This window comes from Streptomyces netropsis (assembly GCF_014203545.1).
Classification (GTDB): Bacteria; Actinomycetota; Actinomycetes; order Streptomycetales; family Streptomycetaceae; genus Streptomyces; species Streptomyces netropsis.
The window spans coordinates 603,038-627,623 of record NZ_JACHJG010000003.1 but is presented as its reverse complement, the minus strand read 5'-3'; the positions used below and the strand labels follow the sequence as shown (position 1 = coordinate 627,623).

Sequence of the window (24,586 nt, the reverse complement as noted above, 5' to 3'; positions counted from 1 at the left end):
CGCCTTCCGATGTCCGCACCGCCCCTTCCGGCGGCAGCGGAGACCGCCCCGGCGGACGCCGGAGGGCACGCCGAACGGGGTGCCGAAGGGGATGCCGGAGGGGGTGTCGAAGGGGATGCCGGAGGGGGCGCCGACCTCGATCCGCCGGCAGGCGACTCCGTTGCGGCGACGGCACAGCCCGACAGGTCCCCGGAAGGCGCTTCCGCCTCGTCCGCGCTGTCCGCCCTGACGCTCGATGACGTGCGCCACGCGCAGAAGGCGCTGTCGGGGGTCTCCCGGATCACGGCGCTGGAAGGCAGCCGCTATCTGTCCGGGCTGGTCGGTGCCCCCGTCCACCTCAAGTGCGAGAACCTCCAGCGCACCGGCTCCTTCAAGGTGCGCGGCGCCTACGTACGGATCGCGGGCCTGACCGAGCGGGAGCGTGCGGCGGGCGTCGTCGCGGCCAGCGCCGGCAATCACGCGCAGGGCGTGGCGCTCGCGGCGTCGCTGCTGGGCGTGCGCTCCACGGTGTTCATGCCGGAGGGCGCGCCGCTGCCGAAGGTCGCCGCCACCCGCGAGTACGGCGCGGAAGTCCGCCTGCACGGACAGATCGTGGACGAAACGATGCGGGCCGCCCAGGCCTACGCGCGCGAGACCGGCGCGGTCTTCATCCACCCCTTCGACCACCCCGACGTCGTCGCGGGGCAGGGCACGGTGGGGCTGGAGATCCTGGAGCAGTGCCCCGAGGTGCGCACCGTCGTGGTGGGCATCGGTGGCGGCGGGCTGGCGGCCGGGATCGCGGTGGCGGTCAAGGCGCTGCGGCCCGATGTGCGGATCGTCGGCGTGCAGGCGGCGGGCGCCGCCGCGTACCCGCCCTCGCTGGCCGCCGGGCACCCCGTGTCGATACAGGCTCCGGTCACGATGGCGGACGGCATCAAGGTGGGGCGCCCGGGCGATGTGCCGTTCAAGATCATCAACGACCTCGTCGACGACGTCGTCACGGTCACGGAGGACGACCTCTCCAGCGCCCTATTGCTCTGCCTGGAACGGGCGAAGCTCGTGGTGGAGCCCGCCGGGGCGAGCCCGGTGGCGGCACTGCTGGCCGCCCCCGACTCGTTCGAGGGGCCGGTGGTCGCGGTGTTGTCGGGCGGCAACGTGGACCCGCTGCTCATGCAGCGCATCCTGCGGCACGGCATGGCCGCCGCGGGCCGGTACCTGTCCCTGCGGCTGCGGTTGACGGACCGTCCGGGGGCGCTGGCCGCGCTCCTGGAGGTGCTGTCGGAGCTGGACGCGAACGTCCTCGACGTGAGTCATGTGCGCACCGATCCGCGGCTCCGGCTCACGGAGGCGGAGGTGGAGCTGCATCTGGAGACGAAGGGGCCCGAGCACTGCGCGGAGGTGGGCGAAGCCCTGCGGAATGCGGGTTATCTCGTCATGTTGTGACAAGTGGGGTGGTTCATTCCCAGGGCGGTTCGGGCTCCGCGAACGTAAAATCCTGTAATACGTCACCCGAAACGGGGAGAACCTCCATGCCAGGCGCCATTTACGCCGAAGGCCTGGTCAAGACCTTCGGCGACGTCAGGGCTCTGGACGGCGTCGATCTCGACGTTCCGGAAGGAACCGTTCTAGGACTGCTGGGCCCCAACGGCGCCGGCAAGACCACCGCAGTGCGCGTACTCACCACCTTGATCAAACCCAACAGCGGCCGGGCCGTCGTCGCGGGCATCGACGTCCTGAAGAACCCCACCGAGGTCCGCCGCCACATCGGCCTGTCCGGCCAATTCGCCGCGGTCGACGAGTATTTGACGGGCCGCGAGAACCTCCGGATGGTCGGTCAGCTCTACCAGATGAGCGCCCGGGACGCGAAGGTGCGGGCAGGGCAGCTGCTGGAGCGCTTCAATCTCGGCGAGGCCGCCGACCGCACCGCCAAGACGTACTCCGGCGGCATGCGCCGCCGCCTCGACCTCGCGGCGGCCCTGGTCGTCAGCCCGCCCGTGATGTTCATGGACGAGCCGACCACCGGGCTCGACCCGCGCAACCGGCAGCAGTTGTGGGAGGTCATCCAGGAGCTCGTCGCCGGCGGTACGACCCTGCTGCTGACCACGCAGTATCTGGAGGAGGCCGACCACCTCGCACACGACATCGCCGTCGTCGACCACGGCCGGGTCATCGCGCGCGGCACCTCCGACCGGCTCAAGGCCCGTACGGGCGGGGAGCGCGTCGAAGTCGTCGTGCACGAGGCCCGCGACATCTCCGTGGCCGACGGGATCCTGCGGTCCTTCGGCAAGGGCGGCTCCAAGATCGAGGAGCACACCCGCAAGGTCACCGTCCCGGTCTCGGGCGGCGCGAAGCTGCTCGCCGAGGTCATCCGCGAGTTGGACGCGCGGGGCATCGAGATCGACGACATCGGACTGCGCCGCCCGACGCTGGACGACGTCTTCATCTCGCTCACCGGCCACGCGGCCGAGGTGGAGGAGGAGCGGGCGAACGGGGCCGGGAAGCCGGGCGGGAAGCCGGACGGGACGCAGGAGGGGGAGCGGGAAGGGGTGCGGGAGGGGGAGCCGGAAGGGGAGCGGGAGCGTCGTCGTCCGGTGGTCGGAGGGCCGACGCGCCAGGACGAGGAGGCCGCCACGTGAGCGTCATCGGCAACACCGCCCTCAGGACGGCGGCCCCCAGAGCGCGCGGCGGGGTCGTCCAGTCCGCGCGGGACTCCCTGGTCGTCGCCAAGCGCAATCTCATCCGCATGGCGCGCATCCCCGAAGTGGTCATCTTCGGGCTGATCCAGCCGATCATGTTCGTGGTGCTGTTCAGCTATGTGTTCGGCGGGTCGATCGCCGTGGGCGGCAGCACCGACCCCTCCACGTACCGGCAGTTCCTGATGGCGGGCATCTTCGCCCAGACCGTCACCTTCGCCACGGCGGGTGCGAGCGCCGGTATCGCCGACGACATGCACAAGGGGCTCATCGACCGCTTCCGGTCCCTGCCCATGGCGCGCGGCGCCGTCCTCACGGGCCGTACGCTCGCCGATCTCGTCCAGACCGCGCTGACGCTGGTGGTGCTGGCGATCGTCGCGGTGATCGTGGGGTGGCGCATCCACGAGGGCATCCTCAAGGCGCTGGCGGGCTTCGCACTGCTTCTGCTGCTCGGCTACGCCTTCTCCTGGATCGGCGCGCTGATCGGGCTGTCGGTACGGACCCCGGAGGCGGCCACCTCGGGCGGACTGATCTGGCTCTTCCCGCTGACCTTCATCTCGAACGCCTTCGTGCCGTCCGACAACATGCCGACGGCGCTGCGCTACATCGCCGAGTGGAACCCGTTCAGCGCGACCGTGCAGGCGGCCCGCCAGCTCTTCGGCAATCTGCCGGTCGGCTATCCGGTGCCGTCGGCGTGGCCGATGCAGCACCCGGTGTGGGCGTCGCTGATCTGGTCGGTGGTGATCATCGTCGCCTTCCGCACCCTGTCGGTCCGCAAATACCGCTCGGCGACGGCTTGAGCGTGAGGTGCCCGGTACGGGTGGGAAGCGAAGAGCCCCGGACCTCATACGAGGTCCGGGGCTCTTCGGCCGCGCCCGGGGGCCGGGCGCGCTCGGATCAGGCCTGGTAGGGCTTGGCCTCCAGGATGCGGACCTTGGCCTTCTTGCCGTTCGGCAGCTCGTACTCGGCGTCCTCGCCGATCTTCTTGCCGTTCACGCCGGTGCCCAGCGGGGACTGGGGGGAGTACGTCTCGATGTCCGAGCTGGCGTACTCGCGCGAGGCGAGCAGGAAGTCGAGCGTGTCGTCCGGGTCGCCGTCGAAGGCGATGGTCACGACCATGCCGGGGGCGACCACACCGGTCGCGGCAGGGGCCTCGCCGACCTTCGCGGCCTCCAGCAGCTGCGTGAGCTGACGCACACGGAGCTCCTGCTTGCCCTGCTCCTCCTTGGCCGCGTGGTACCCGCCGTTCTCTCGCAGGTCACCCTCCTCGCGGGCCGCCGCGATCTTCATCGCGATCTCGGTGCGAGCGGGACCAGACAGGTACTCCAGCTCGGCCTTGAGCTGGTCGTACGCCTCCTGAGTCAGCCAGGTGACGTTGTCGCTGGTCTGGGTCACAGGTGCTCCTCGTCGGTACTGGGAATGCTTGGGGATACATCGCGATACAAATGAACGCCCTACTCAGAAGGGTGCGCCTTCAGAGGTGGGCGAAACCACGAGCCTAACAATTCCGCACGGGAAGGGGGAAGGAGCAAGCGGGCGATACCGCGCAAGAATCGCGTCAGGGCAGGTCAGCGCGGTGCGATCAGCCGCTCGAAGCGAGCTTGCAACCTTCGAGTTGCGTGGCGACGGCCCGCTGTGTCGTGCGGAGCGTGACCAGCTCGGTGAAATGGGTCTCACGGCGGTTCAGCGTGACGTCCTTGCGGCCGGCCTCGGAGCGGTCCTCGGCCAGCGCGCGCAGGGTGCAGACCGCGTCGGCGTCCTTCTCCTTGCGGACTTCCAGCACCGCCTGAACGCTGGTGTCCGACATCGGCTTCGACCGGAGGAGCTCGGCGCTGACATCCGTCTTGGTGATGTAGTGCACGCCGGACCAGACGACCACGCCGAGCAGCGCCGCGCCCAGCACCGCGCCGATGATCTTGAGCTTGCGGTCCGCGCGCTCGTCCGCCGAGCGGCCGTACCGACCCTCGGGCAGCCCGTCACGCACCGCAGCCATGATCTTTCCTCCTGCTCGGGGGGTCGGTGGAAGGCCGGTAGTGGAAGCCGGAATGAATCGACCCCTGCTTCGGTCACTATAGGAGGCGTCTCCCGTGACCAGTGACTGAGGATCGAGCCTTGACTGAGCAGCTCCGACTGATGGCCGTTCACGCCCACCCCGACGACGAGTCGAGCAAGGGCGCGGCCACGATGGCCAAGTACGTGTCCGAGGGGGTGGACGTGCTGGTCGCCACCTGCACGGGTGGTGAGCGTGGCTCCATCCTGAACCCCAAGCTCCAAGGCGATGCCTACATCGAGGAGCACATCCACGAGGTCCGCGCCAAGGAGATGGCCGAGGCGCGCGACATCCTCGGCGTCAAGCAGGAGTGGCTGGGCTTCGTCGACTCCGGGCTGCCCGAGGGCGACCCGCTGCCGCCGCTGCCCGAGGGCTGCTTCGCGCTCCAGGACGTCGAAGAGGCGACCGGGGCGCTGGTCAAGCTGATCCGCGAGTTCAAGCCGCACGTGATCACCACGTACGACGAGAACGGCGGCTACCCGCACCCCGACCACATCATGACCCACAAGATCTCGATGCTGGCCTTCGAGACGGCCGGTGACCCGACCCGCTACCCCGAGGCCGGCGAGCCGTGGCAGCCGCTGAAGCTCTACTACAACCAGGGCTTCAACCGGCAGCGCACCCTGGCGCTCCACGAGGCGCTGCTGGCGCGCGGCATGGAGTCCCCGTACGGGGAGTGGCTGGAGCGGTGGCTCACGGCCGGCCGCGAGCGGACCCTGACCACGTTCGTCCCGTGCGGTGACTTCTTCGAGATCCGTGACAAGGCGCTGATCGCGCACGCCACGCAGATCGACCCGGACGGCGGCTGGTTCCGCGTGCCGCTGGACCTCCAGCGGGAGGTCTGGCCGACCGAGGAGTACGAGCTGGCGAAGTCCCGCGTCGGCACGTCCCTCCCCGAGGACGACCTCTTCGCGGGCATCCGCAACAATTGACCCCATGATGAGCGCGACCGCTTCCCTCGCCGTCACCCACCTGGTGCCGTTCGCCGCTGATGACCTGGACAAGAACAAGGTCACTCCCGGTGTGCTCGGTTTCATCGTCTTCGCCCTCATCGGCGGTGCCGTATGGCTGCTGATGAAGAGCATGAACAAGCACATGAAGAAGGTGGACTTCGAGGAGACCCCGGCGAGCCCGGACCAGGGTGGTGCGGGGCGGGGCGGCAAGACCGTCCAGACCACCGCCACCAACATGACCAAGGGCGCCGTGCCCGAGGGCAAGCCCGCCACCTGACCGGCGGGCTCGGCCACCCCGGTCGGTGAGGCCGGCCGCCCGACGGGCGACCGGTCGACCGCCGGGTGAGGTCGGCGCGCCCGGACGGAACGGTCGACCCACCCCGACGGGTGGTCGACCCGACCGGCGGGCGGGCCGATCCTGACGCGCGGGCCGACACCCCGACGCGAGAGTCGGCCTGCCCGAAAGGCGCGGGCCTGACCTGCGCGTCGGGGCCCTGGTCGCACGACCCGCCACGGGTGGCTCAGGCCTCCCGGGGCAGCACCGCCATGACCTCGCGGGCCCGGCGGTTCGGCACCATGCCGAGCCGCCATGCCTGCCATCCCGTTTCCGGCGAGGCACCTCTCTCCAGCATCACGGCGTACGCCTCCGCGTAGTCCTCCAGAGCCGGGTCGCCCGCCCAGTCGGCGTCCCGCAGCTCGCGCAGGAGCGCGGCCAGCTCCTCCTCGGCCACCGCCGCCCCCACCACCGCGCCTCCCGGCGAGGCGTACGGCAGCAGCGTGCAGCGCAGGAACCGGGCCCAGCTCCCACCGCGTCGGTCGCCGTACTCCGCGAACAGCCGCGTCGCCTCCTCCAGCAGCGTCAGGGCCTGCACCGCGCGCCCGTTGCCCGCGTCGATCACCGCCAGCTCCGTACAGGACCACGCCTCGCCGTGCGGGACGGCCAGACGCCGGAAGTCCGTCCGGGCGTCCTGCAACAACTGCCGGGCGAATCCGCTGTTGCGCAAGCTCCCCGTCTGCGCCGCCCGCTGGTCACGGGTGACCCGCCCCGAGTGGTGCCGGGCGCAGGCCAGGCCGTACCCGTCCCGCATCCGGTTGAACATCGTGCGCGCCCGCTCAAGGGACCGCACCGCCGCGGCCTGGTCCCCGCACTCCTCCAGCGACTGGCCCAGGTAGTACAGCGACCAGGCCTCGCCGCGCGCGTCCTCGTTCTCCCGGTGGCGGGCCGTCGCCCGCCGCAGCTGATCCGCCGCTCTGGCCGGATCCCCGGCCACCAGGCGGGCCCGCGCCAGCTGGGTCAGGGCCCAGGCCTCACCACGGCTGTCCCGTGTCCGCCCGTAGCTCTCCAGGGCCTCGCGGAGCTCCGCCTCCGCGCGGGTCACCTGGCCCATCCGCAGCCGCACCTGGCCGAGCTGGAAGTGCGCCCAGGCCTGGCCGTGCACGCTCTCGCTCCGCCGGTGCAGCTCCAGCGCCTCGTTCAGCAGGTCCAGTGCTTGCGCTATCCGTGCCCGGTCCCGCTCGACCGCCGCCAGGGCGTGCATGGTCCAGGCCCGGTCCCCGCTCAGCTCCGGCGCGGCCTGGAGATCCAGCGCCTCCCGGAGCCTCACCGCCGCCTCCTGGAGATTGCCCTGATGCTGCAAGGTGACGCCCAGGTCGCGCAGCGCCCGGGCGGCCCCCGCCGGATGCTGGGCGTCGAAGTACAGATCGACGACGGAGGACAGGGTCGTACGGGACTTGTCCAGCTCGCCCAGCTGCCGGGCCGCGACACCCGTGCGCCACTGCACCGAACGCGACAGCAGGCCCCGGTCCGTGGCCTGTGTCAGGTCACTCAGCTCACCCAGCCGGTAGAGATCGCCACGCAGCAGGCAGTAGTCGCACAGGGCGCCCAGCAGGTGCAGCACCGCCGCCTGGTCGACGCCCTCCGCGTGGCGCAGGGCCGCGGTGATGAAGCTGGACTCGTCGTCCAGCCAGCGCAGCGCCGCGGCCAGTGAGGCGAAGCCGTGGCCCCCGGCGGCGCCCTGGGTGAACATGTCCGCCCGGGTCGAGGTCTTGCCGTCGACCATGCGGATCACCGTGTCGGCCAGCTCCGCGTAGCTGCGGATCAGCCGCTCCTGTGCCGCCGCCCGCTCGTCGGGCTCCTCCTCGTCGAGCAGCCGGGCCTGTGCGAAGTCCCGGACGAGGTCGTGCATCCGGTACCGGTTGGCGCGTACGTTCTCGATCAGCCCGGCCCGGGCGAGTGCCGTCAGCTGGTGGGCCGCCTCCTGCTCGTCCGTCGCCAGCAGCGCCGCCGCCGCGGCCGCCCCGAGCGAGGCCCGCCCCGCCAGCGCCAGCCGCCGCAGGAGCCGACGGGCGCTGTCCTCCTGGTCGGCGTAGCGCAGTCGCAGGGCCCGCTCCACCGGATCGGCCGTTCTGTGCGCCTCCAGGTCCGCTGCCAGCGACTGCGGGCTGCGTGACCCCAGTGAGGAGCCCGCCACGCGCAGGGCGAGCGGCAGCCCGCCGCACAGCTCCCGCACCCGGGCCATGGCCTTCTCCTCGTCCGGTCCCGGCGCCGCGGGATCGGGCGAGGCCGGTCCGGAGTGCTCCCGCGGCCCGTCGGGGCCTCCCGGGGCTGTGGCCGGGGGAGATTCCTCGGCCGCCGAACGCAGCAGCTCCTCCGCGCCCGCCTCGTCCAGCGGCTCGACCGGCAGCTCGTGCACCCAGGCCACCAGATCCGGGGGCAGGGCCAACGGGGCGCGGGCCGTGACCAGCACCAGGCTGTCGGAGCGCTCCGGGATCAGCGTGCGGACCTGCTCCGCGTCCGAGGCGTCCTCCAGGACCACCGTCACCGGCAGCCCCGTGAGGTGCTGGTGGTAGAGCTCGGACAACCGCCGCAGGTGCCGCTCCTGCGGGGAGCGCTCCCGGAACAGCAGCTGATCGCGCGGCGCGCCCAGCCTGTTGAGCAGATGCAGCAGCGCGTCCCGGGTCGGCAAGGGCGGCGCCCCCTGGGTCTCCCCGCGCAGGTCCACCACGCACGCGCCCCGGAACTGGTCGCGCAAATGGTGGGCGGCCCGCACCGCGAGCGTCGAACGGCCGGACCCGGGCGGCCCGTACAGCAGGACGACCGTCGGTCTGGTCTCCGTGCTCGCCCGCGCCTGATGGACCCACTGGGCGATCTGCGTGATCTGCGCCCTGCGCCCCGCGAACAGACCGTCCGGGGCCGGGAGGTGATCGAAGGACTGCTCCAGCACACTGCGCCGCAGGGCGGCCGCGCTACGGTCCGTGCCCCGTCGCAGCGGGTCGTGGCCCACGGTGTCCGTGCTCGGCTGCCCGCCCGTGCCGTTGGCGCGCGTCGCCGCCGACACGATGCGCTGCTGGTCCAGGAACGGGCGGATGCCCCGCACCTCCACCGCCGTCAGCCACTGCAAGCGCAACTGCTCGGCGCCGCCGGGCTGCCCCCGCAAGCCCGCCCGCCGGTGCGCGGCCGGCCAGTGCCCGGCCGTCAGCTTGAGGAGGGTGGCGGCCGAACCGGCCACGGCCACCACGGCCCCCGCGCCGAGTGCGGTCCCGGCCGACGTCCCGTACCCCAGGTCGACACCGAACGCCGTCGCCGCCGCCACGGCCGTGACCAGCAGCGGAGTGCTGAGCGCGGCACGTGACAGACGGGCCGTCAGCGGCCGTGCCGACGCCGCCTCCTCGTCGAGGGCGCGCACATACGCGCCGTACTCCTCGGCCGCCGTGGCCGCTATGGCGTCGAGCTCCTCGCGCGCCCGGCGCAACAGCGCCACGCCGTCGGCCCGGCCACCCGAACGGCGCACCTCTTCCTCGACGGCGCGCCCCAACAAGCCCTCGACATCCGTGCGGTGGACCTCTCGCAACACAGCCAGCGAACCCGGCATGTGGTTCCCCCTTCACCAGCGATTGCTCTGTGCCTCACGTGTTCACCCCAAGTGTTCCGCCTGGACAAGTTTTCCGGCAGCCCTGTGGATAACCGAAGGGCCGCGCTTGTCGTGCTTGTGGATAACTCACCCTCGGGCTCGGTTGGGGTAAGGATGGGGTCATGCCGAACCGCCTGGCGCATGAGACGTCCCCGTACCTCCTCCAGCACGCAGAGAACCCGGTCGACTGGTGGCCCTGGTCTCCCGAGGCCTTCGACGAGGCCCGGCGCCGTGGTGTGCCCGTGCTTCTGAGCGTCGGGTATTCGAGTTGTCACTGGTGCCACGTGATGGCGCACGAGTCGTTCGAGGACGGGCCGACCGCCGGGTTCCTCAACGAGCACTTCGTGTCCGTCAAGGTCGACCGCGAGGAGCGGCCGGACATCGACGCGGTGTACATGGAGGCCGTCCAGGCCGCCACCGGTCAGGGCGGCTGGCCGATGACGGTCTTCCTCACCCCCGAGGCCGAGCCCTTCTACTTCGGCACCTACTTCCCGCCCGCGCCCAAGCACGGCATGCCGTCGTTCCGGCAGGTGCTGGAGGGGGTGAAGGTCGCGTGGACCGACCGCCGCGAAGAGGTCGGAGAGGTCGCCGGCCGTATCGTGCGGGACCTGTCCGAGCGCACCCTGGCCTTCGGCGTGCCGACGTCGGAGGACGGCGGCCCGGCCGCCCCGCAGCCGCCGACCGTCGAGGACCCGCACAGGGCGCTGATGGGGCTGACCCGCGATTTCGACGCCGTGCGCGGCGGCTTCGGCGGTGCGCCGAAGTTCCCGCCGTCCATGACGCTGGAGTTCCTGCTGCGCCACCAGGCCCGCACCGGTTCGGCGGCCGCCCTCCAGATGGCGGAGGCCACCTGTGAGGCGATGGCCCGCGGCGGGATCTACGACCAGCTCGGAGGCGGCTTCGCGCGGTACTCCGTCGACGCCTCGTGGGTCGTGCCGCACTTCGAGAAGATGCTGTACGACAACGCCCTGCTGTGCCGGGTCTACGCGCATCTGTGGCGTGCCACCGGCTCCGAGCTCGCCCGGCGGGTGGCTCTGGAGACGGCCGACTTCCTGGTGCGCGAAATGCGCACGGAGCAGGGCGGGTTCGCCTCCGCTCTGGACGCCGACAGCGCGGTGCCGGGCGACGGGAGCGGCAAGCACGTCGAGGGCGCCTATTACGTCTGGACCCCCGCCCAGCTGAGGGAAGTGCTGGGGGAGCAGGACGCGGCGCTCGCCGCGGCCCACTTCGGGGTGACCGAGGACGGCACCTTCGAGGAAGGTGCCTCCGTCCTTCAGCTGCCCGACACCGAGCAGCTCATGGAAGCGGGGAAGATCGCGTCCGTACGGGCCCGGCTGCTCGCGGCGCGCGAGGAGCGGCCGCGGCCCGGCCGTGACGACAAGGTCGTGGCCGCCTGGAACGGCCTGGCCATCGCCGCGCTCGCCGAGACCGGCGCCTACTTCGATCGCCCCGACCTCGTCCAGGCCGCGACGGACGCCGCGGACCTGCTCGTACGCACCCACATGGACTGGCACGCGCGGCTGTTCCGCACCTCCCTGGACGGTGTCGCCGGCTCCCACGCCGGCGTCCTGGAGGACTACGCCGACGTCGCCGAGGGCTTCCTCGCCCTCTCCGGTGTCACCGGAGAGGGGGTGTGGGTCGACTTCGCGGGGTTGCTCCTGGACACCGTCCTGGTCCACTTCACCGCCCCGAACGGCACGCTGTACGACACCGCCGACGACGCCGAGGCCCTCATCCGCCGCCCGCAGGACCCCACGGACAACGCCACGCCCTCCGGATGGACGGCGGCCGCCGGGGCGCTGCTGTCCTACGCCGCCTACACGGGCAGCTCCCCGCACCGGGAAGCGGCGGAGCGCGCGCTCGGTGTGGTGCGGGTGCTCGGCCCGAAGGCACCCCGTTTCATCAGCTGGGGTCTGGCCGTCACGGAGGCGCTGCTGGACGGTCCCCGCGAGGTCGCCGTCGTCGGCCCGCACGACCACCCGGCCACCGGTGAACTGCACCGCACCGCTCTGCTGTCCACGGCGCCCGGCCTGGTCGTCGCGGTGGGCGAGCCGCCGTCGGGCGCGGAGGGAGAGCAGGTGGAGGTCCCGTTGCTGGCCGGTCGTTCGCTGGTCGACGCCCGTCCGGCCGCCTATGTGTGCCGCCACTTCACCTGCGACGCGCCGACGGCCGACCCCAAGACCCTGGAGGAGCAGCTGACGGGGCAGCAGTGAGGCCGCGGGCGGCCGTGAGGGGGGGGGCGGTCAGAGGGTCAGGCCGCGCGCCAATACGTCCAGGCTGCGGCCGATGATGGCCATGAGGTCCTCGCCCTGACCGCGGTCCACCCACGTCATCATGGCCTCCTGTATCGCCGCGAGGATCGCGACGGCGGCGACCCGCACCTCCAGGTCGTCCGCCGACCGCCCCGTACGCTCCGCCAGCACCGCGCGGAGCATGCGGGACGACTCCGCCGTGCCCTCCGCCGTTCTGCCGCGCAGCGCCGGGACCGCCCGTACGAGCCTGGTGCGCTGCATGAGTTCGGTGATGTCGTGCTCGATGGTGTGGCGCAGAAAGTCCAGGACGCCGTGCCGGACGGCTTCCAGCGGTGACTCGTGCGGTGGGCGGGCCCTGATCGCGGCTTCCATGACGCGGTCGTACTCGTCGGTGAGGACGAGGTCCTCCTTGGTCGGGAAGTACCGGAACACGGTGCTGGGGGAGACGTCGGCGGCCTCCGCGATCTGGTCCACCGGCGTCGCGTCGTACCCCTGCCTCTCGAAGAGCCGGTAGGCGGCGCGGCGGATCGCCTGCCGGGTCTGGATCTTCTTCCGCTCGCGCAACCCGAGCCTGGGCTGGGGCTGCGCCGCGGATGATGTCTGAACTGAGGCCATGGAGAGCATTCTCAGGCATGTGTGTTTTGCGGAACCACATCGCCCGCGTGCGGGAGTTGGCGTGGAAAGAAGGCGACTTTCAAAAGCGTGTGGCCCTCAATCGCGCCGTCTTGATGGCACGCTGATTGTCGGTGCCGTGTGTCACGCTCAGTGGAGGGCAAAGGTTCACTCAGTGATGATCGGAGGGGACATGCTGATAGGTGCCGTTGCGAAGCTGATGGCCACGCTGGTCGCGGCGTTATGCGTCGGAGGCTTCCTGGTCGCGGGTGAGGTCGCGGTGCTGGCCGTGGTCCTGGCGGGTGTCGGTGTCCTGACATGGCGAGTGGCCGTGGCATCGAGGCCACGGCCACCGCGAAGGAGCCGACGGGCGCGTCTCGCGCCGGGTGTCTCAGGCGTGCGAATAGGCCACCAGAGAGATGCCCACGTAGTGCACGACGAAGGCCGCCAGCGTCAGTGAGTGGAAGACCTCGTGGAAGCCGAACCACCGGGGGGACGGGTTGGGGCGCTTGATGCCGTAGATCACGCCGCCCACGCTGTAGAGCAGACCGCCGACGACCACGCAGACGAGCACGGCGATGCCGCCCTTGCGCAGGAAGTCCGGGAGGAAGAAGACGGCGGCCCAGCCCATGGCGATGTAGCAGGGGGTGTAGAGCCAGCGTGGAGCGCCGACCCAGAAGACCCGGAAGGCTATGCCGGCCACGGCGGCCGCCCAGACCGCCCACAGCAGCGCCTGCCCCCGGCCGCCGGGCACCAGCAGCATGGTCAGCGGCGTATAGGTGCCCGCGATGATCAGGAAGATGTTCGCGTGGTCGAGGCGGCGCAGCAGGCCGCTGACGCGCGGGCTCCAGTTGCCCCGGTGGTAGAGCGCGCTGATGCCGAACAGCAGACACGCGGTCAGGACGTAGACCGCGCAGGCGATCCGGCCGCGGGTGCTGTCGGCCAGGGCGGTCAGGAACATGCCGGCGATCAGGACGGCGGGAAACATCCCGGCGTGCAGCCAGCCGCGCAGTCGCGGCTTGACCGGAATCGCCGGGTCCAGCGGCGTGCCGTCGGGGAGTGCGGCGGTCGCGGCGCCGGCGGGAGCGGGGGGCGCGTTGTGCGCTGCGTCGGGCGCGGATGTCATGCCCGACATGCTACCTACGCCACCGTAGGTTACGGACCGGTATCACGTGGCGATGGTCACGGGGGCGCCCCCTGGACAGATCGGAAGAGGAGTCGGATGATCAAATGAGTGCGGGCGGCACCGGATGAGCGGTCACGAAGCGTCTGGGTCGCAGCTCCCAAGGGGCAACCATCACGAAGCGGACTTCGCTGGCAGAACGGCCAAAAAGGCAAGGTCCGTTCCAACCCTCAACATCTGACGCCGGGCACCGCGGTTCCGGCGGGACGGAGCGATCGTGGCGCGCAGCAATGCGGCTCCCACCAGCCTCACCAACCACCAGGAGCTCATCTCCTGGGTCGACGAGATTGCCGCCCTCACCGAGCCGGCCCAGGTGGTCTGGTGCGACGGTTCCGAAGCCGAGTACGAGCGCCTGTGCGAGGAGCTCGTCGCCAAGGGCACCTTCAAGAAGCTCGACCCGGTCAAGCGCCCGAACTCCTACTACGCCGCCTCCGACCCCAGCGACGTGGCGCGCGTCGAGGACCGCACGTTCATCTGCTCCGAGAAGGAGGAGGACGCGGGCCCGACCAACCACTGGAAGGCCCCGGCCGAGATGCGGGAGATCTTCTCCGGCGAGAAGGGCATCTTCCGGGGTTCGATGCGTGGCCGCACCATGTACGTCGTGCCGTTCTGCATGGGGCCGCTCGGCTCGCCGCTGTCCGCGATCGGCGTCGAGATCACCGACTCGGCGTACGTCGCCGTCTCGATGCGCACCATGACCCGGATGGGCCGCCCCGTCCTCGACGAGCTCGGCTCCGACGGCTTCTTCGTCAAGGCCGTGCACACCCTCGGCGCCCCGCTGGCCGAGGGTGAGGCCGACGTCCCGTGGCCGTGCAGCAGCACCAAGTACATCTCGCACTTCCCCGAGGACCGCGAGATCTGGTCCTACGGCTCCGGCTACGGCGGCAACGCCCTGCTGGGCAAGAAGTGCTACGCCCTGCGCATCGCCTCCGTCATGGCCCGCGACGAGGGCTGGCTGGCCGAGCACATGCTCATCCTCAAGCTCACCCCGCCGACCGGTGAGTCCAAGTACGTCGCCGCCGCCTTCCCGTCCGCCTGCGGCAAGACCAACCTCGCCATGCTGGAGCCGACCATCTCCGGCTGGACCGTGGAGACCATCGGCGACGACATCGCCTGGATGCGCTTCGGCGAGGACGGCCGCCTCTACGCCATCAACCCCGAGGCCGGCTTCTTCGGCGTGGCCCCCGGCACCGGCGAGAGCACCAACGCCAACGCGATGAAGACCCTCTGGGGCAACTCGGTCTTCACCAACGTCGCCCTCACCGACGACAACGACGTCTGGTGGGAGGGTATGACGGAGGAGCAGCCCGCACACCTGACGGACTGGAAGGGCAACGACTGGACCCCGGCCGCCGGGACCCCGGCCGCCCACCCCAACGCCCGCTTCACCACCCCCGCCTCCCAGTGTCCGATCATCGCGCCCGAGTGGGAGGACCCCAAGGGCGTGCCGATCTCGGCGATCCTCTTCGGCGGCCGCCGCGCCTCGGCCGTGCCGCTGGTGACCGAGTCCTTCGACTGGCAGCACGGTGTGTTCCTCGGAGCCAACGTCGCCTCCGAGAAGACCGCCGCCGCCGAGGGCAAGGTCGGCGAGCTGCGCCGCGACCCCTTCGCCATGCTGCCCTTCTGCGGGTACAACATGGGCGACTACATGGGCCACTGGATCAAGGTCGGAAAGGACAAGGACCAGGCGAAGCTGCCCAAGATCTACTACGTCAACTGGTTCCGCAAGGACGCGGAGGGCCGCTTCGTGTGGCCCGGCTTCGGCGAGAACGGCCGGGTGCTGAAGTGGATCGTGGAGCGCCTGGAGGGCAAGGCGGAGGGCGTCGAGACCCCGATCGGCGTACTGCCGACGCGTGCGGCGCTCGACACCGACGGCCTGGAGATCGGCGACGCCGACCTCGATCTGCTGCTCACGGTCGACAAGAAGGTGTGGCGCGAGGAGGCATCGCTGGTGCCCGAGCACCTCAACACCTTCGGTGACCACACTCCGAAGGAGCTGTGGGACGAATACCGGGCGCTGGTCGAGCGCCTGGGCTGATCGCTCCCCGAAAACCCCCGTGGGCCCGGTCCGACCTGTCTCGGACCGGGCCCACGGGCGTACGAAACGCGAGGCGAAGAAACACGTCGGCGGGGGAGCGTCGGCCGAAGGGGCGCGTCAGGCCGCTTCGGCGATGCCGAGCGTCGTCGCGTGGGCGCGCAGCCGCTCGGCGGCCAGCGCCGAGCCGGCGACGTCACCTCGGGACGTGGCGACCACCAGGGCCTGTCCGGCGAGGGTGTGCGCGCGCTGGTGCAGCGAAGCGACCCGGGAGGCCGTCCGGGCGGAGGTGCCGGCCGACGGCGTGGCCCGCAGCGGCGGGTGTCCGCCGCTCAGCCGCGCCACCCGCTCGGCGAGTCGGTGCGCGGCGTCGTCCAGCGAGGCGTCGGGCGTGAGCGCGCGCAGCTCGTCGGTGACGGTCAGCAGCGCGGTCAGATGCCCGGCCAGCCGGATGTCGAGCTCCTCCTCGCGGGAGCGGTGCGGACCGTGGGCCGTGCGGGTCTCGGCCATGGTGTGGACCGATTTGGTACGGATCGGCTCGTACATGGATGGCCTCCTGAACAGTCTCAGAAGGCCATCCTAACTTAGACGGCGTCTAAAGTTGTTTTGCTTACAGATCGGATTCGGGGTGCGGCGGGCTGTAACCGCCGCTCACGTCTGGCTGTACCCGTCCAGGAAGGTGCCGATCCGTGTCACCGCTTCCGCCAGGTCCTTCGCGTTCGGCAGGGTGACCAGGCGGAAGTGGTCGGGCTCCGGCCAGTTGAAGCCCGTACCGTGCACGACCATGATCTTTTCGGCCCGGAGCAGGTCCAGCACCATCTGCCGGTCGTCCTTGATCTTGTAGACCTTCGGATCGAGCCTCGGGAAGGCGTACAGCGCGCCCTTGGGCTTGACGCAGCTGACGCCCGGGATCTGGCTCAGCAGCTCGTACGCCACGTCGCGCTGCTCCAGCAGCCGACCGCCCGGCAGCACCAGGTCGTTGATCGTCTGCCGGCCGCCGAGGGCCGTGGCCACCGCGTACTGCGCGGGCATGTTCGCGCACAGGCGCATGTTCGCCAGGATCGTCAGACCCTCGATGTAGCTGTCGGCGTGTGCCTTCGGGCCGCAGACCGCCATCCAGCCGCTGCGGTAGCCCGCCACCCGGTAGGACTTGGACAGGCCGTTGAAGGTCAGCGTCAGCAGGTCGGGGGCGATCGCGGCGGTCGGGGTGTGGGTCACGCCGTCGTAGAGGATCTTGTCGTAGATCTCGTCGGAGCAGACGATCAGATTGTGGCGCCGGGCGATCTCGGTGAGGCCGCGCAGCATCTCGTCGTCGTAGACGGCACCCGTGGGGTTGTTCGGGTTGATGATGACGATGGCCTTGGTGCGGTCGGTGACCTTGCGCTCGATGTCGGCGAGGTCCGGCATCCAGTCCGACTGCTCGTCGCAGCGGTAGTGCACGGCCGTGCCGCCCGCCAGGGACACCGAGGCGGTCCACAGCGGATAGTCCGGGGCGGGGACGAGCACCTCGTCGCCGTCGTCGAGCAGCGCCTGCATCGACATCTGGATCAGCTCGGAGACGCCGTTGCCGAGGTAGACGTCCTCGACGGACAGCTCGATGCCCTTGGTCTCGTAGTGCTGCACCACCGCGCGCCGGGCCGCGAGCAGCCCCTTGGCGTCGCCGTAGCCGTGCGCGTCGCCCACGTTGCGCAGCATGTCCTCGAGGATCTCCGGCGGGCACTCGAACCCGAAGATCGCGGGGTTGCCGGTGTTGAGCTTGAGGATGCGGTGACCTGCCGCCTCCAGCCGCATGGCCTCCTCGAGCACCGGGCCACGGATTTCGTAGCAGACGTTTGCGAGCTTCGTTGACTGGATCACCTGCATGACGGCCACCATACGGGGGCACGAAAAGAGGCGCGCACTGTTTAGTGCCGGGCGTGCCTCACACCGGCGGGGCCCGCGCGCACCGGATCAGCCGACCGGCGTGCGCCGCACCGCGCGCCCTGCCAGGACGTCCGTACGCCGCCCGTCTTCCATCACAAAGCGACCGTCGATCAGGACGTACGGAATGCCGGTCGGAAGCGTCCGGGGGGCTTCGAAAGTGGCACCGGCGGCCACGGTCTCGGGGTCGAAGAGAACGAGGTCCGCACGGAATCCCGGGCGGATGACACCTCGATCCGGCAGCCGCAGCCGGGCGGCGGGACGGGACGTGAGATGCGCCACGCACTCCTCCAGCGGCAGTACGCCCAGCTCACGCGCGTACCGGCCCAGGTACTGCGGGAAGGTGCCGTACGCGCGCGGGTGCGGCTTCTCGCCGTGCAGGATGCCGTCACTGCCACCGGTGTGCACGGGGTGCCGCATGATCGTCCGGACGTTCTCCTCGTGCCCGACGTGCTGGAGGATCGTGGACCCCAGCCGGTCCTCGATCAGCAGCCGTCGGGCCGTGCGCCACGGCTCCTCGCCGCGCTCGCGGGCACAGCGGGCGACGGACCGGCCGACGTGGTCCGCCAGCCCCGGGTCCGCGACACCGGAGATCTCGACGGTGTCCCAGTCGATCGGCACTCCGTGGCAGCCGTCCGCGCCCTCGACCTCCACGGCCCGCCGGATCCGCTCGGCCGTCGCGTCGTCGCGCAGCCGCGCGAGCACCGCCTCCGGCCCGCCCTCGCCCGCCCAGCTCGGCAGCATCGCGACGAGCGTGGTGCAGCCCGGGGTGTACGGGTAGGTGTCCAGGGAGATGTCGGCGCCCGCCGCGAGCGCGGTGTCGAGAAGACCCAGCAGCTCGGGGGCGCGGCCCTTGTTCACGTCGAAGTTCATGACGGCGTGGGCCAGGTGCAGGGCGCAGCCCGCCTCGCGGGTGAGGGTGACCATCTCCTCGTACGCCCGCAGCGCGTCGGCCCCGTAGGAGCGGTGGTGCGGGCAGTAGTAGCCGCCGTAACGTGCCACCACCCGGCACAGCTCGGTCAGCTCGGCGTCGGTGGCGTACATGCCGGGCGTATAGGTGAGCCCCGAGGAGAGCCCCACCGCGCCCTGCTCCAGGCCCTCGGCGACCAGGCGCTTCATCCGCCCGGTCTCCTCGGCCGTGGCGGCGCGGCGCTCCCAGCCCACGGCGAGCATCCGGACGCTCCCCTGCGGCACGAGGTAGGCGGCGTTGACCGCGATGCCCTTGCCGCCGAAACCGTGGTCGAGACGGTCGAGGTACTCCCCGACGCTCCGCCAGGTGAAGTCGATGTCGTGGCCGTCGCCGTTCCAGCCGGTGATCTGCGTACGGACCTCGGCGAGGGTGCGGTCGTCGACCGGCGCGTACGACAGGCCGTCCTGGCCGACGACCTCCAGCGTCACGCCCTGCGCGGCCTTCGCCTCGTGGCCCGGGTCGCGCAGCAGGGCGAGGTCGCTGTGGGCGTGCATGTCGATGAAGCCGGGCGCGAGCGCCAGCCCGTGGGCGTTCAGGACACGGCTGCCGCCAGGACGGCGGCCGTCGCCCTCCCGATGGATCGCGGCGATCCGGCCGCCCGCGACGGCCACGTCCGCCCGGTAGGAGGCGCCGCCGGTGCCGTCGACGACGCGTGTGTCACGGATGACGAGGTCCATGGGTGCGTGCCCTTCTCATCGCCGGACGGGCTTGCTGTTCCCGTGCCCCGGTCGCCGGACGGGCCGTGGAAACGGCGGGCCCGTCCGGCGACGGGGCACCGAGGGCTAGAAGAACGTGCGGATGTAGTCCGTGACCGTTCCGTCCGCCTCGGCCAGCGGGATCAGCTGCCACTTGTCGAAGACCGTGCAGGGGTGCGACAGCCCCAGCCCCACCCAGTCGCCGACCTCCAGCTCCGCGCCCTCCGCCATCTCGACGAAGGCGTGCTGGTCGGCGAGCGCGGTGATCTTCAGCCCCTCGGCGGGCCGCAGTGAGCCGTCCCGGCCGGACCGTACGACCTGGGCCTCCGGCAGGTCGAGGTCGTACGCGGCGTCGCGCTTGCCCGCGTTGAGGTAGGCCCGGCCGGGCTCGGGCTGCGAGACGACCTGCGCCCACAGCCGGAAGGCGGGCTGGAGGGCGCCCTCCTCGGGGTGGCGGTTGAAGGGGGTCTTGCGCCGGTACTGCCCGTCGTCGTGGGTGACGTACGCGCCGGAGCGCAGCAGCTTGAGCACCGGCGCGGACAGTGGCGGGAGCTCCGCGAAGACCTCGGCGACGGCGTCGAACCAGGCGCTGCCGCCCGCGCTGACGACGATCTCCGCCACGCCCGCGAAGTGGCCCGCCTTGTCGAGTTCGGCGGCGAGCGCGGTGAGCCGGCGCAGCCAGGCGCGCACCTTCTCGCCGTCGGCCTGCGGAACCTCCGCCTCGTAGCAGGCGACGCCGACCAGGCGCAGGGTGCCCGTGGCCGCCACCGCTTCGGCGAGCGCCAGGCTCTCGGCCTCGGTCCGTACGCCCGTGCGGCCGCCCGCGACGCCCAGCTCGATGACGACGTCGAGGGGGCGTCCGGCCCCGGCGCCGCGCAGGGCGGCGTCCATCAGCTCGACGCCGCGCACGGAGTCGACGTAGGTGATCAGCTGGAAGTCGGGGTCGGCGGCCAGCTCGCCGGCGATCCAGCGCAGCGCGGCCGCGTCGACCACCTCGTTGGCGAGGAAGATCCGCCGCACGCCGAAGGCGCGGTAGACGCGGACCTGGGTGGGGACGGCGGCGGTGATGCCCCAGGCGCCGTGGTCGAGCTGCCGCTCGAAGAGCTGCGGGGCGAGCGTGGTCTTGCCGTGCGGGGCGAAGGCGAGGCCGTGCTCGGTGGAGTAGCGCTCCATGAGGGCGAGGTTGTGCGCGAGCGCCTCGGCGGACAGGGCGAGCACGGGCGTGGTGAAACCGCCGGTGAACAGCGAGCGGCGCTCGGCGGCCAGCTCGCCGACGGTCAGCCCTTCCGCGTCCGGGGGCAGCCCCTTGAAGCGGTGGTCCACCCGGTCCTGGGCGAGACGGGTGACGGCGTCGTGGGCGGCCAAGAGAGCCTCCAGAGAAGTAGGTTGCATCATGTGCAACACCCATTGCGTGTAGCGCTCGGTGCTGTCTAACATCCGGGCAAGCGCCCGGTCAACGGTGTCCGGGACTCCTTGGGAGACCGTCACAGAATGCGTGTAAAGCGCGGATCAAGGAGCGAAGGGTCGTGACCGCAGTCGCCCCGGCGCCGCCCCCGGACAGCCGGTCCCGGGACGTCGACGTCGTGTGCCTGGGCGAGTCCATGGTCACCTTCCGCCCGTCGGGTCCGGGGCGCCTCGCCGACGTGCCGTCCTTCGACCGGGGCATCGGCGGCGCCGAATCGAACGTCGCCTGTGCGCTCGCCCGTGCGGGGCACCGCACCCGCTGGGTCAGCCGGGTCGGAGCCGACGGCTTCGGCGACCACCTCGTGGATGCGATCTCCTCGTACGGCGTGGACACCTCCGCCGTCCGGCGCGACCCCGACCGGCCGACCGGCGTTTATTTCCGTACGCCGGGTGAACGGGCGATCGACGTGTCACCGCGGCGCGGGACGGACGGGCACCTCGCCGAAGTCCTCTATTACCGCTCCGGCTCCGCGGCATCGGCCATGGCACCCGGGAAGGCCGTCCGCGCCGCCGCACGGTCCGGGCGGATTCTGCACCTGACCGGCATCACCGCGGCGCTCTCCGCCGGCTGCCTCGCCCTGATGCGTGAACTGACGACCCGGCACCCCGGGCGCCCCCTGGTCTCCTTCGACGTCAACTACCGGGTGGGCCTGTGGCAGGGCACCACGAACGGCCCGGACGTCCTGGCCGAACTCGCCCGGGGGTGCGACCTCGTCTTCGTCGGCGAGGACGAGGCGGCCGCGGCCTGGGGGCTGCGCGACGCCGCCGCCGTCCGGGCCGCCCTCCCGGAGCCCGAGGTGCTGGTCGTCAAACGGGGCGCGGCGGGCGCCACGGTGTACGCGCGGCGGGAAGCCGGGGACGGGGCCCTGGAGACCTCGACCCCGCGCCCCGCCGACGCCGTCGTCTCGGCGCCGGCGCTCCGCGTCGACGTCGTCGCCCCCGTCGGGGCCGGCGACGCCTTCGCCGCGGGATTCCTGTCCGGGACGCTGCGGGGGCTGACGCTCCACGAGCGGCTGCGCCACGGCCACCTCATGGCCGCCGCCGCCCTCACCGCGCCCGGTGATCTCGGCGAGCCGCCCCGCCGGGCACACGCCGACCGATGGGCAGCCCTCGATGCCGACGGCTGGGAGAGACTGCGACTCGGCCCCGGCTGGACCGGGTGTCCCGCCGAGGCCGAGGACCGGTCCGCAAGGGTGGAGGACCACACCGCATGAGCCAGACCGTCGACCGCGCCCTGCGCATCCTGCCGCTGCTCGCCGAGGGGCCCGCCAACCTGGAGAAGGTGGCGGGCCGGCTCGGGGTCCACAAGTCGACCGCGCTGCGCCTGCTGCGCACGCTGCACGAGCACGGCATGGTCTACCGCCAGCAGGACCAGCGCTACCGCCTCGGGGCCCGGTTGTTCGCCCTCGCTCAGGAGGCCGTCGAGAACCTCGACGTACGGGAGATCGCCCACCCCCATCTCGCCGCCCTCAACGAACAGTGCGGGCACACCGTCCACCTGGCCGTGTACGAGGAGAACGAGGTCCTCTACATCGACAAGGTCGAGAGCCGCTATCCGGTGCGCATGTACTCCCGCATCGGCAAGCCCGTCGCGATCACCGTCGCCGCCGTCGCCAAACTGCTCCTCGCCGACCTTCCCGAACCCGAGCGGCGGATCGTCGCCGAGCGGCTCGACTACCCCGCCTACACCTCCCGTTCGACACCGAACGCCGCCGCGTTCCTGAAGGAACTGGCCGCCGTACGGGACCAGGGCTGGGCCACCGACCTCGGCGGCCACGAGGAGTCCATCAACTGCGTCGGCGCCCCGATCCGCGGCACCGACGGGCGCACCGTCGCCGCCTGCTCGATCTCCGCGCCGAACGTCGTCGTCACCGCCGAGGAACTCCTCGCACTGCTCCCGCTGCTGCGCCGCACCGCCGACGCCATCAGCGCCGAGTACTCCGGAAGCACCCCACCCGTGAACCCTGCGAAGGCACTGTCATGACCGCGAAGACCGCCATCACCCCGGCCACCCACACGACCCCGCCCGCCAAGTTCTCCCACGGGGTGCGGAAGGGCAACATCCTCCAGGTCGCCGGCCAGGTCGGCTTCCTGCCCGCCGTCCCGGGGCAGCCCCCCACCGTGGCCGGTCCCACCCTGCGTGAGCAGACCCTGCAGACGCTCGCCAATGTGCGCTCGGTCCTCGAAGCGGGCGGCGCGACGTGGGAGGACGTGATGATGCTGCGCGTCTATCTCACCGACACCGCGCACTTCGCCGAGATGAACGCGCTCTACAACGACTACTTCGCCGACCTCAAGGAGGCCCCGGCGGCCCGTACGACCGTGTACGTCGGCCTGCCCGAGGGGCTGCTCATCGAGATCGACGCCCTGGCCGTCCTCGGCTGAGTGCGGCCGTAGCGGGACCCGGCGCCGAACCGCCCCGCCGGATCCGTCGATCCGGCGGGGCGGGGTGCTTGTCGGTCGTTCCGCGCGTGGTCCTGTGCGCGTTCCCTAGGCGCAGTACTGCCCTTCCTTGCCGATGGCCCGGTACATGCAGTCCGCGTTCTCCAGCAGTTGGAGCACCGCGTCGCGGTTGCGGGCGGTCTCCCGGCCGATCACCTCGTCGGGCGGGTAGAAGCCGCCGGAGCCGTACGGGCCCGGATACATCTCGAAGGTGTAGGCGAAGATCTTCTGGTTGCCCCACAGCCAGTCGTCGATCGAACCGTCGGTGATGTAGAGGTCGCTGGACTGTTCGGGCGTGTAGCGGTTGGAGGCGGCCATGGACTTGCCGATGGCCGCGAAGGCGTCGCGGTCGTCCTTGGTCATGCCGGTGGTGGTGTCGTCGTACGTCCAGCCGAACGGCCAGAGCACCAGCTCGCTGTAGGTGTGGAAGTCGATCGCGGCCTTGATCTGTTGCTTTCCGCCGACGACCCGGCTGCGGGTGAAGTCGGCCACGACCTTCACCTCGGGCGCCGACTCGGGGGCGGTGCCGCGGTAGGTCTCGGAGCCCGCGCTGCCCGAGGAGCCGCCGCAGCAGCCCCACTTGTAGTCCCAGTTGCGGTTGAGGTCGGTGCCGCGCGAGGAGGAGCCGGCGTTGGGCTGACGGTTCTTGCGCCAGCTGCGGTACGCGCCGGTCGCGATGTCGTATTCCCCGCCGTCCGGGTTGACATCGGGCACGATCCAGATCTCCCGGCTGTCGACCATCTTGGTGACGCGCGGGTCGCTGCCGTACGTGCCGCCGAACTCCTTCAGCAGGTAGAGCGCCATCTCCACGGTCAGGTGCTCACGCGCGTGCTGGTGGTGGGTGAAGAGCACCTCCGGCTCGGCCTCGTCCGTACCGACGTTGTCACTGACCTTGATGGCGACGATGTCCCGGCCCTCGTAGGACTTGCCGATGACCTTCTTGGCCATGATCGAGGGGTACTTGGCCACCGCGGCGTTGATCTCCGTGAGGGCCTCGTTGTAGTTGTGATAGCCGGAGTCGGCGGGCGGGAAGTCGTACGGCTTGAGCTTGCCGCCGCCGCTCCGCTCCGGGGGTCCGGCCAGTCGCTTCAGCCGGTAGCCGAGCCGTCGTACGGCGTCGGCCTGTGCGTCGTCCGCCGTGATGACGACGGACTGCTCGCGGACGGCGTCCACGGAGGCGCCGGTGGCGGCGAGGGCCGTGCGCTCGGTGGCGGTCCGGGCGCCGATGACCTCGTACTCGTGGGCCTGATCCTCGGCGGCGGGGGACGCCGGCGCGGCGAGGGCCAGGGTGAGCAGGGCGGCGAGGGCGGTGGCCCATCTGCCCTGGGAACGCAGTCGCATGCGGTCTCCTGGAGGGTCCGTTAGTGCGACGGGTGGGGGGTGTGAGCCTCACCAGTGTTCGAGCGTTGACATGCAACGGTCAAGGC

20 protein-coding genes are annotated in these 24,586 nt (G+C 71.3%); 10 read left to right on the top strand and 10 right to left on the bottom strand.

The features are described 5' to 3' along the window. Positions 1 to 225 precede the first annotated feature (225 nt). From ilvA to FHS38_RS10630, 3 genes are all read left to right on the top strand, one after another. Positions 226 to 1,422: a threonine ammonia-lyase gene (gene ilvA, locus FHS38_RS10640; RefSeq protein WP_184733405.1), complete on the top strand. Its 1,197-nt coding sequence runs from the start codon at positions 226 to 228 to the stop codon at positions 1,420 to 1,422. Between the two features lie 86 nt (positions 1,423 to 1,508). Next, a complete protein-coding gene (locus FHS38_RS10635; RefSeq protein ID WP_184733167.1) occupies positions 1,509 to 2,615 on the top strand; it encodes an efflux ABC transporter ATPase subunit, DrrA-related in 1,107 nt (368 codons plus the stop codon). Next, positions 2,612 to 3,472, top strand: coding sequence for an ABC transporter permease (locus tag FHS38_RS10630; protein ID WP_229822279.1), 861 nt, complete (start codon positions 2,612 to 2,614; stop codon positions 3,470 to 3,472). Before FHS38_RS10635 ends, FHS38_RS10630 begins: the two co-directional genes overlap by 4 nt. Before the next feature lie 97 nt (positions 3,473 to 3,569). Here FHS38_RS10630 and greA read toward each other — a convergent pair whose 3' ends face one another. Next, positions 3,570 to 4,067: a transcription elongation factor GreA gene (gene greA / locus FHS38_RS10625; RefSeq protein ID WP_130879623.1), complete on the bottom strand. Its 498-nt coding sequence runs from the start codon at positions 4,065 to 4,067 to the stop codon at positions 3,570 to 3,572. A gap of 187 nt (positions 4,068 to 4,254) precedes the next feature. Beyond that, on the bottom strand, positions 4,255 to 4,665 hold the full coding sequence (locus tag FHS38_RS10620; RefSeq protein WP_184733165.1) for a DUF4307 domain-containing protein: 411 nt from the start codon (positions 4,663 to 4,665) through the stop codon (positions 4,255 to 4,257). Between the two features lie 119 nt (positions 4,666 to 4,784). Between FHS38_RS10620 and mca the strand changes: the two genes are divergently transcribed. Further along, positions 4,785 to 5,654: a mycothiol conjugate amidase Mca gene (gene mca / locus FHS38_RS10615; protein WP_184733164.1), complete on the top strand. Its 870-nt coding sequence runs from the start codon at positions 4,785 to 4,787 to the stop codon at positions 5,652 to 5,654. 4 nt (positions 5,655 to 5,658) lie between these two features. Then, on the top strand, positions 5,659 to 5,952 hold the full coding sequence (locus FHS38_RS35220; RefSeq protein WP_229822284.1) for a hypothetical protein: 294 nt from the start codon (positions 5,659 to 5,661) through the stop codon (positions 5,950 to 5,952). A gap of 244 nt (positions 5,953 to 6,196) precedes the next feature. Here FHS38_RS35220 and FHS38_RS10605 read toward each other — a convergent pair whose 3' ends face one another. After that, on the bottom strand, positions 6,197 to 9,547 hold the full coding sequence (locus FHS38_RS10605) for an ATP-binding protein (RefSeq protein ID WP_184733162.1): 3,351 nt from the start codon (positions 9,545 to 9,547) through the stop codon (positions 6,197 to 6,199). Positions 9,548 to 9,708: 161 nt separating this feature from the next. On the opposite strand from FHS38_RS10605, the gene FHS38_RS10600 reads away from it, so the two are divergent. Next, positions 9,709 to 11,799 carry a thioredoxin domain-containing protein gene (locus FHS38_RS10600; protein ID WP_184733160.1) on the top strand — a complete coding sequence of 697 codons (2,091 nt, stop codon included), beginning with the start codon at positions 9,709 to 9,711 and terminating at the stop codon, positions 11,797 to 11,799. Between the two features lie 30 nt (positions 11,800 to 11,829). On the opposite strand, the gene FHS38_RS10595 is transcribed toward FHS38_RS10600, so the two are convergent. Together FHS38_RS10595 and trhA are read right to left on the bottom strand one after the other, a co-directional pair. Next, positions 11,830 to 12,462, bottom strand: coding sequence for a TetR/AcrR family transcriptional regulator (locus FHS38_RS10595; RefSeq protein WP_184733158.1), 633 nt, complete (start codon positions 12,460 to 12,462; stop codon positions 11,830 to 11,832). A gap of 379 nt (positions 12,463 to 12,841) precedes the next feature. Continuing rightward, on the bottom strand, positions 12,842 to 13,576 hold the full coding sequence (gene trhA, locus FHS38_RS10590) for a PAQR family membrane homeostasis protein TrhA (RefSeq protein ID WP_184733156.1): 735 nt from the start codon (positions 13,574 to 13,576) through the stop codon (positions 12,842 to 12,844). A 274-nt stretch (positions 13,577 to 13,850) separates the two neighbouring features. Between trhA and FHS38_RS10585 the strand changes: the two genes are divergently transcribed. Then, positions 13,851 to 15,671 carry a phosphoenolpyruvate carboxykinase (GTP) gene (locus tag FHS38_RS10585; RefSeq protein ID WP_184733154.1) on the top strand — a complete coding sequence of 607 codons (1,821 nt, stop codon included), beginning with the start codon at positions 13,851 to 13,853 and terminating at the stop codon, positions 15,669 to 15,671. Between the two features lie 117 nt (positions 15,672 to 15,788). Here FHS38_RS10585 and FHS38_RS10580 read toward each other — a convergent pair whose 3' ends face one another. From FHS38_RS10580 to FHS38_RS10565, 4 genes are all read right to left on the bottom strand, one after another. Then, a complete protein-coding gene (locus FHS38_RS10580) occupies positions 15,789 to 16,214 on the bottom strand; it encodes an SCO4983 family protein (RefSeq protein ID WP_184733152.1) in 426 nt (141 codons plus the stop codon). Between the two features lie 105 nt (positions 16,215 to 16,319). Further along, a complete protein-coding gene (locus FHS38_RS10575) occupies positions 16,320 to 17,531 on the bottom strand; it encodes a pyridoxal phosphate-dependent aminotransferase (protein WP_184733150.1) in 1,212 nt (403 codons plus the stop codon). Positions 17,532 to 17,618: 87 nt separating this feature from the next. Continuing rightward, the gene (locus FHS38_RS10570; protein ID WP_184733148.1) at positions 17,619 to 19,235 is read right to left on the bottom strand and encodes an N-acyl-D-amino-acid deacylase family protein; all 1,617 of its coding nucleotides are present in this window, start codon (positions 19,233 to 19,235) and stop codon (positions 17,619 to 17,621) included. 105 nt (positions 19,236 to 19,340) lie between these two features. Next, the gene (locus FHS38_RS10565) at positions 19,341 to 20,645 is read right to left on the bottom strand and encodes an amino acid deaminase (protein ID WP_184733403.1); all 1,305 of its coding nucleotides are present in this window, start codon (positions 20,643 to 20,645) and stop codon (positions 19,341 to 19,343) included. Positions 20,646 to 20,779: 134 nt separating this feature from the next. Between FHS38_RS10565 and FHS38_RS10560 the strand changes: the two genes are divergently transcribed. Genes FHS38_RS10560 through FHS38_RS10550 form a run of 3 tightly spaced genes read left to right on the top strand, consistent with a single transcriptional unit; the run spans position 20,780 to position 23,102 of the window. Then, positions 20,780 to 21,931: a sugar kinase gene (locus tag FHS38_RS10560; RefSeq protein WP_268246172.1), complete on the top strand. Its 1,152-nt coding sequence runs from the start codon at positions 20,780 to 20,782 to the stop codon at positions 21,929 to 21,931. Further along, positions 21,928 to 22,701: an IclR family transcriptional regulator gene (locus FHS38_RS10555; RefSeq protein WP_184733146.1), complete on the top strand. Its 774-nt coding sequence runs from the start codon at positions 21,928 to 21,930 to the stop codon at positions 22,699 to 22,701. Before FHS38_RS10560 ends, FHS38_RS10555 begins: the two co-directional genes overlap by 4 nt. Beyond that, positions 22,698 to 23,102, top strand: coding sequence for a RidA family protein (locus tag FHS38_RS10550; RefSeq protein ID WP_184733144.1), 405 nt, complete (start codon positions 22,698 to 22,700; stop codon positions 23,100 to 23,102). Before FHS38_RS10555 ends, FHS38_RS10550 begins: the two co-directional genes overlap by 4 nt. A 105-nt stretch (positions 23,103 to 23,207) precedes the next feature. Here the strand turns inward: FHS38_RS10550 and FHS38_RS10545 are convergent, their stop codons facing one another. Further along, a complete protein-coding gene (locus FHS38_RS10545; protein WP_184733143.1) occupies positions 23,208 to 24,500 on the bottom strand; it encodes a M14 family metallopeptidase in 1,293 nt (430 codons plus the stop codon). Positions 24,501 to 24,586 lie beyond the last annotated feature (86 nt).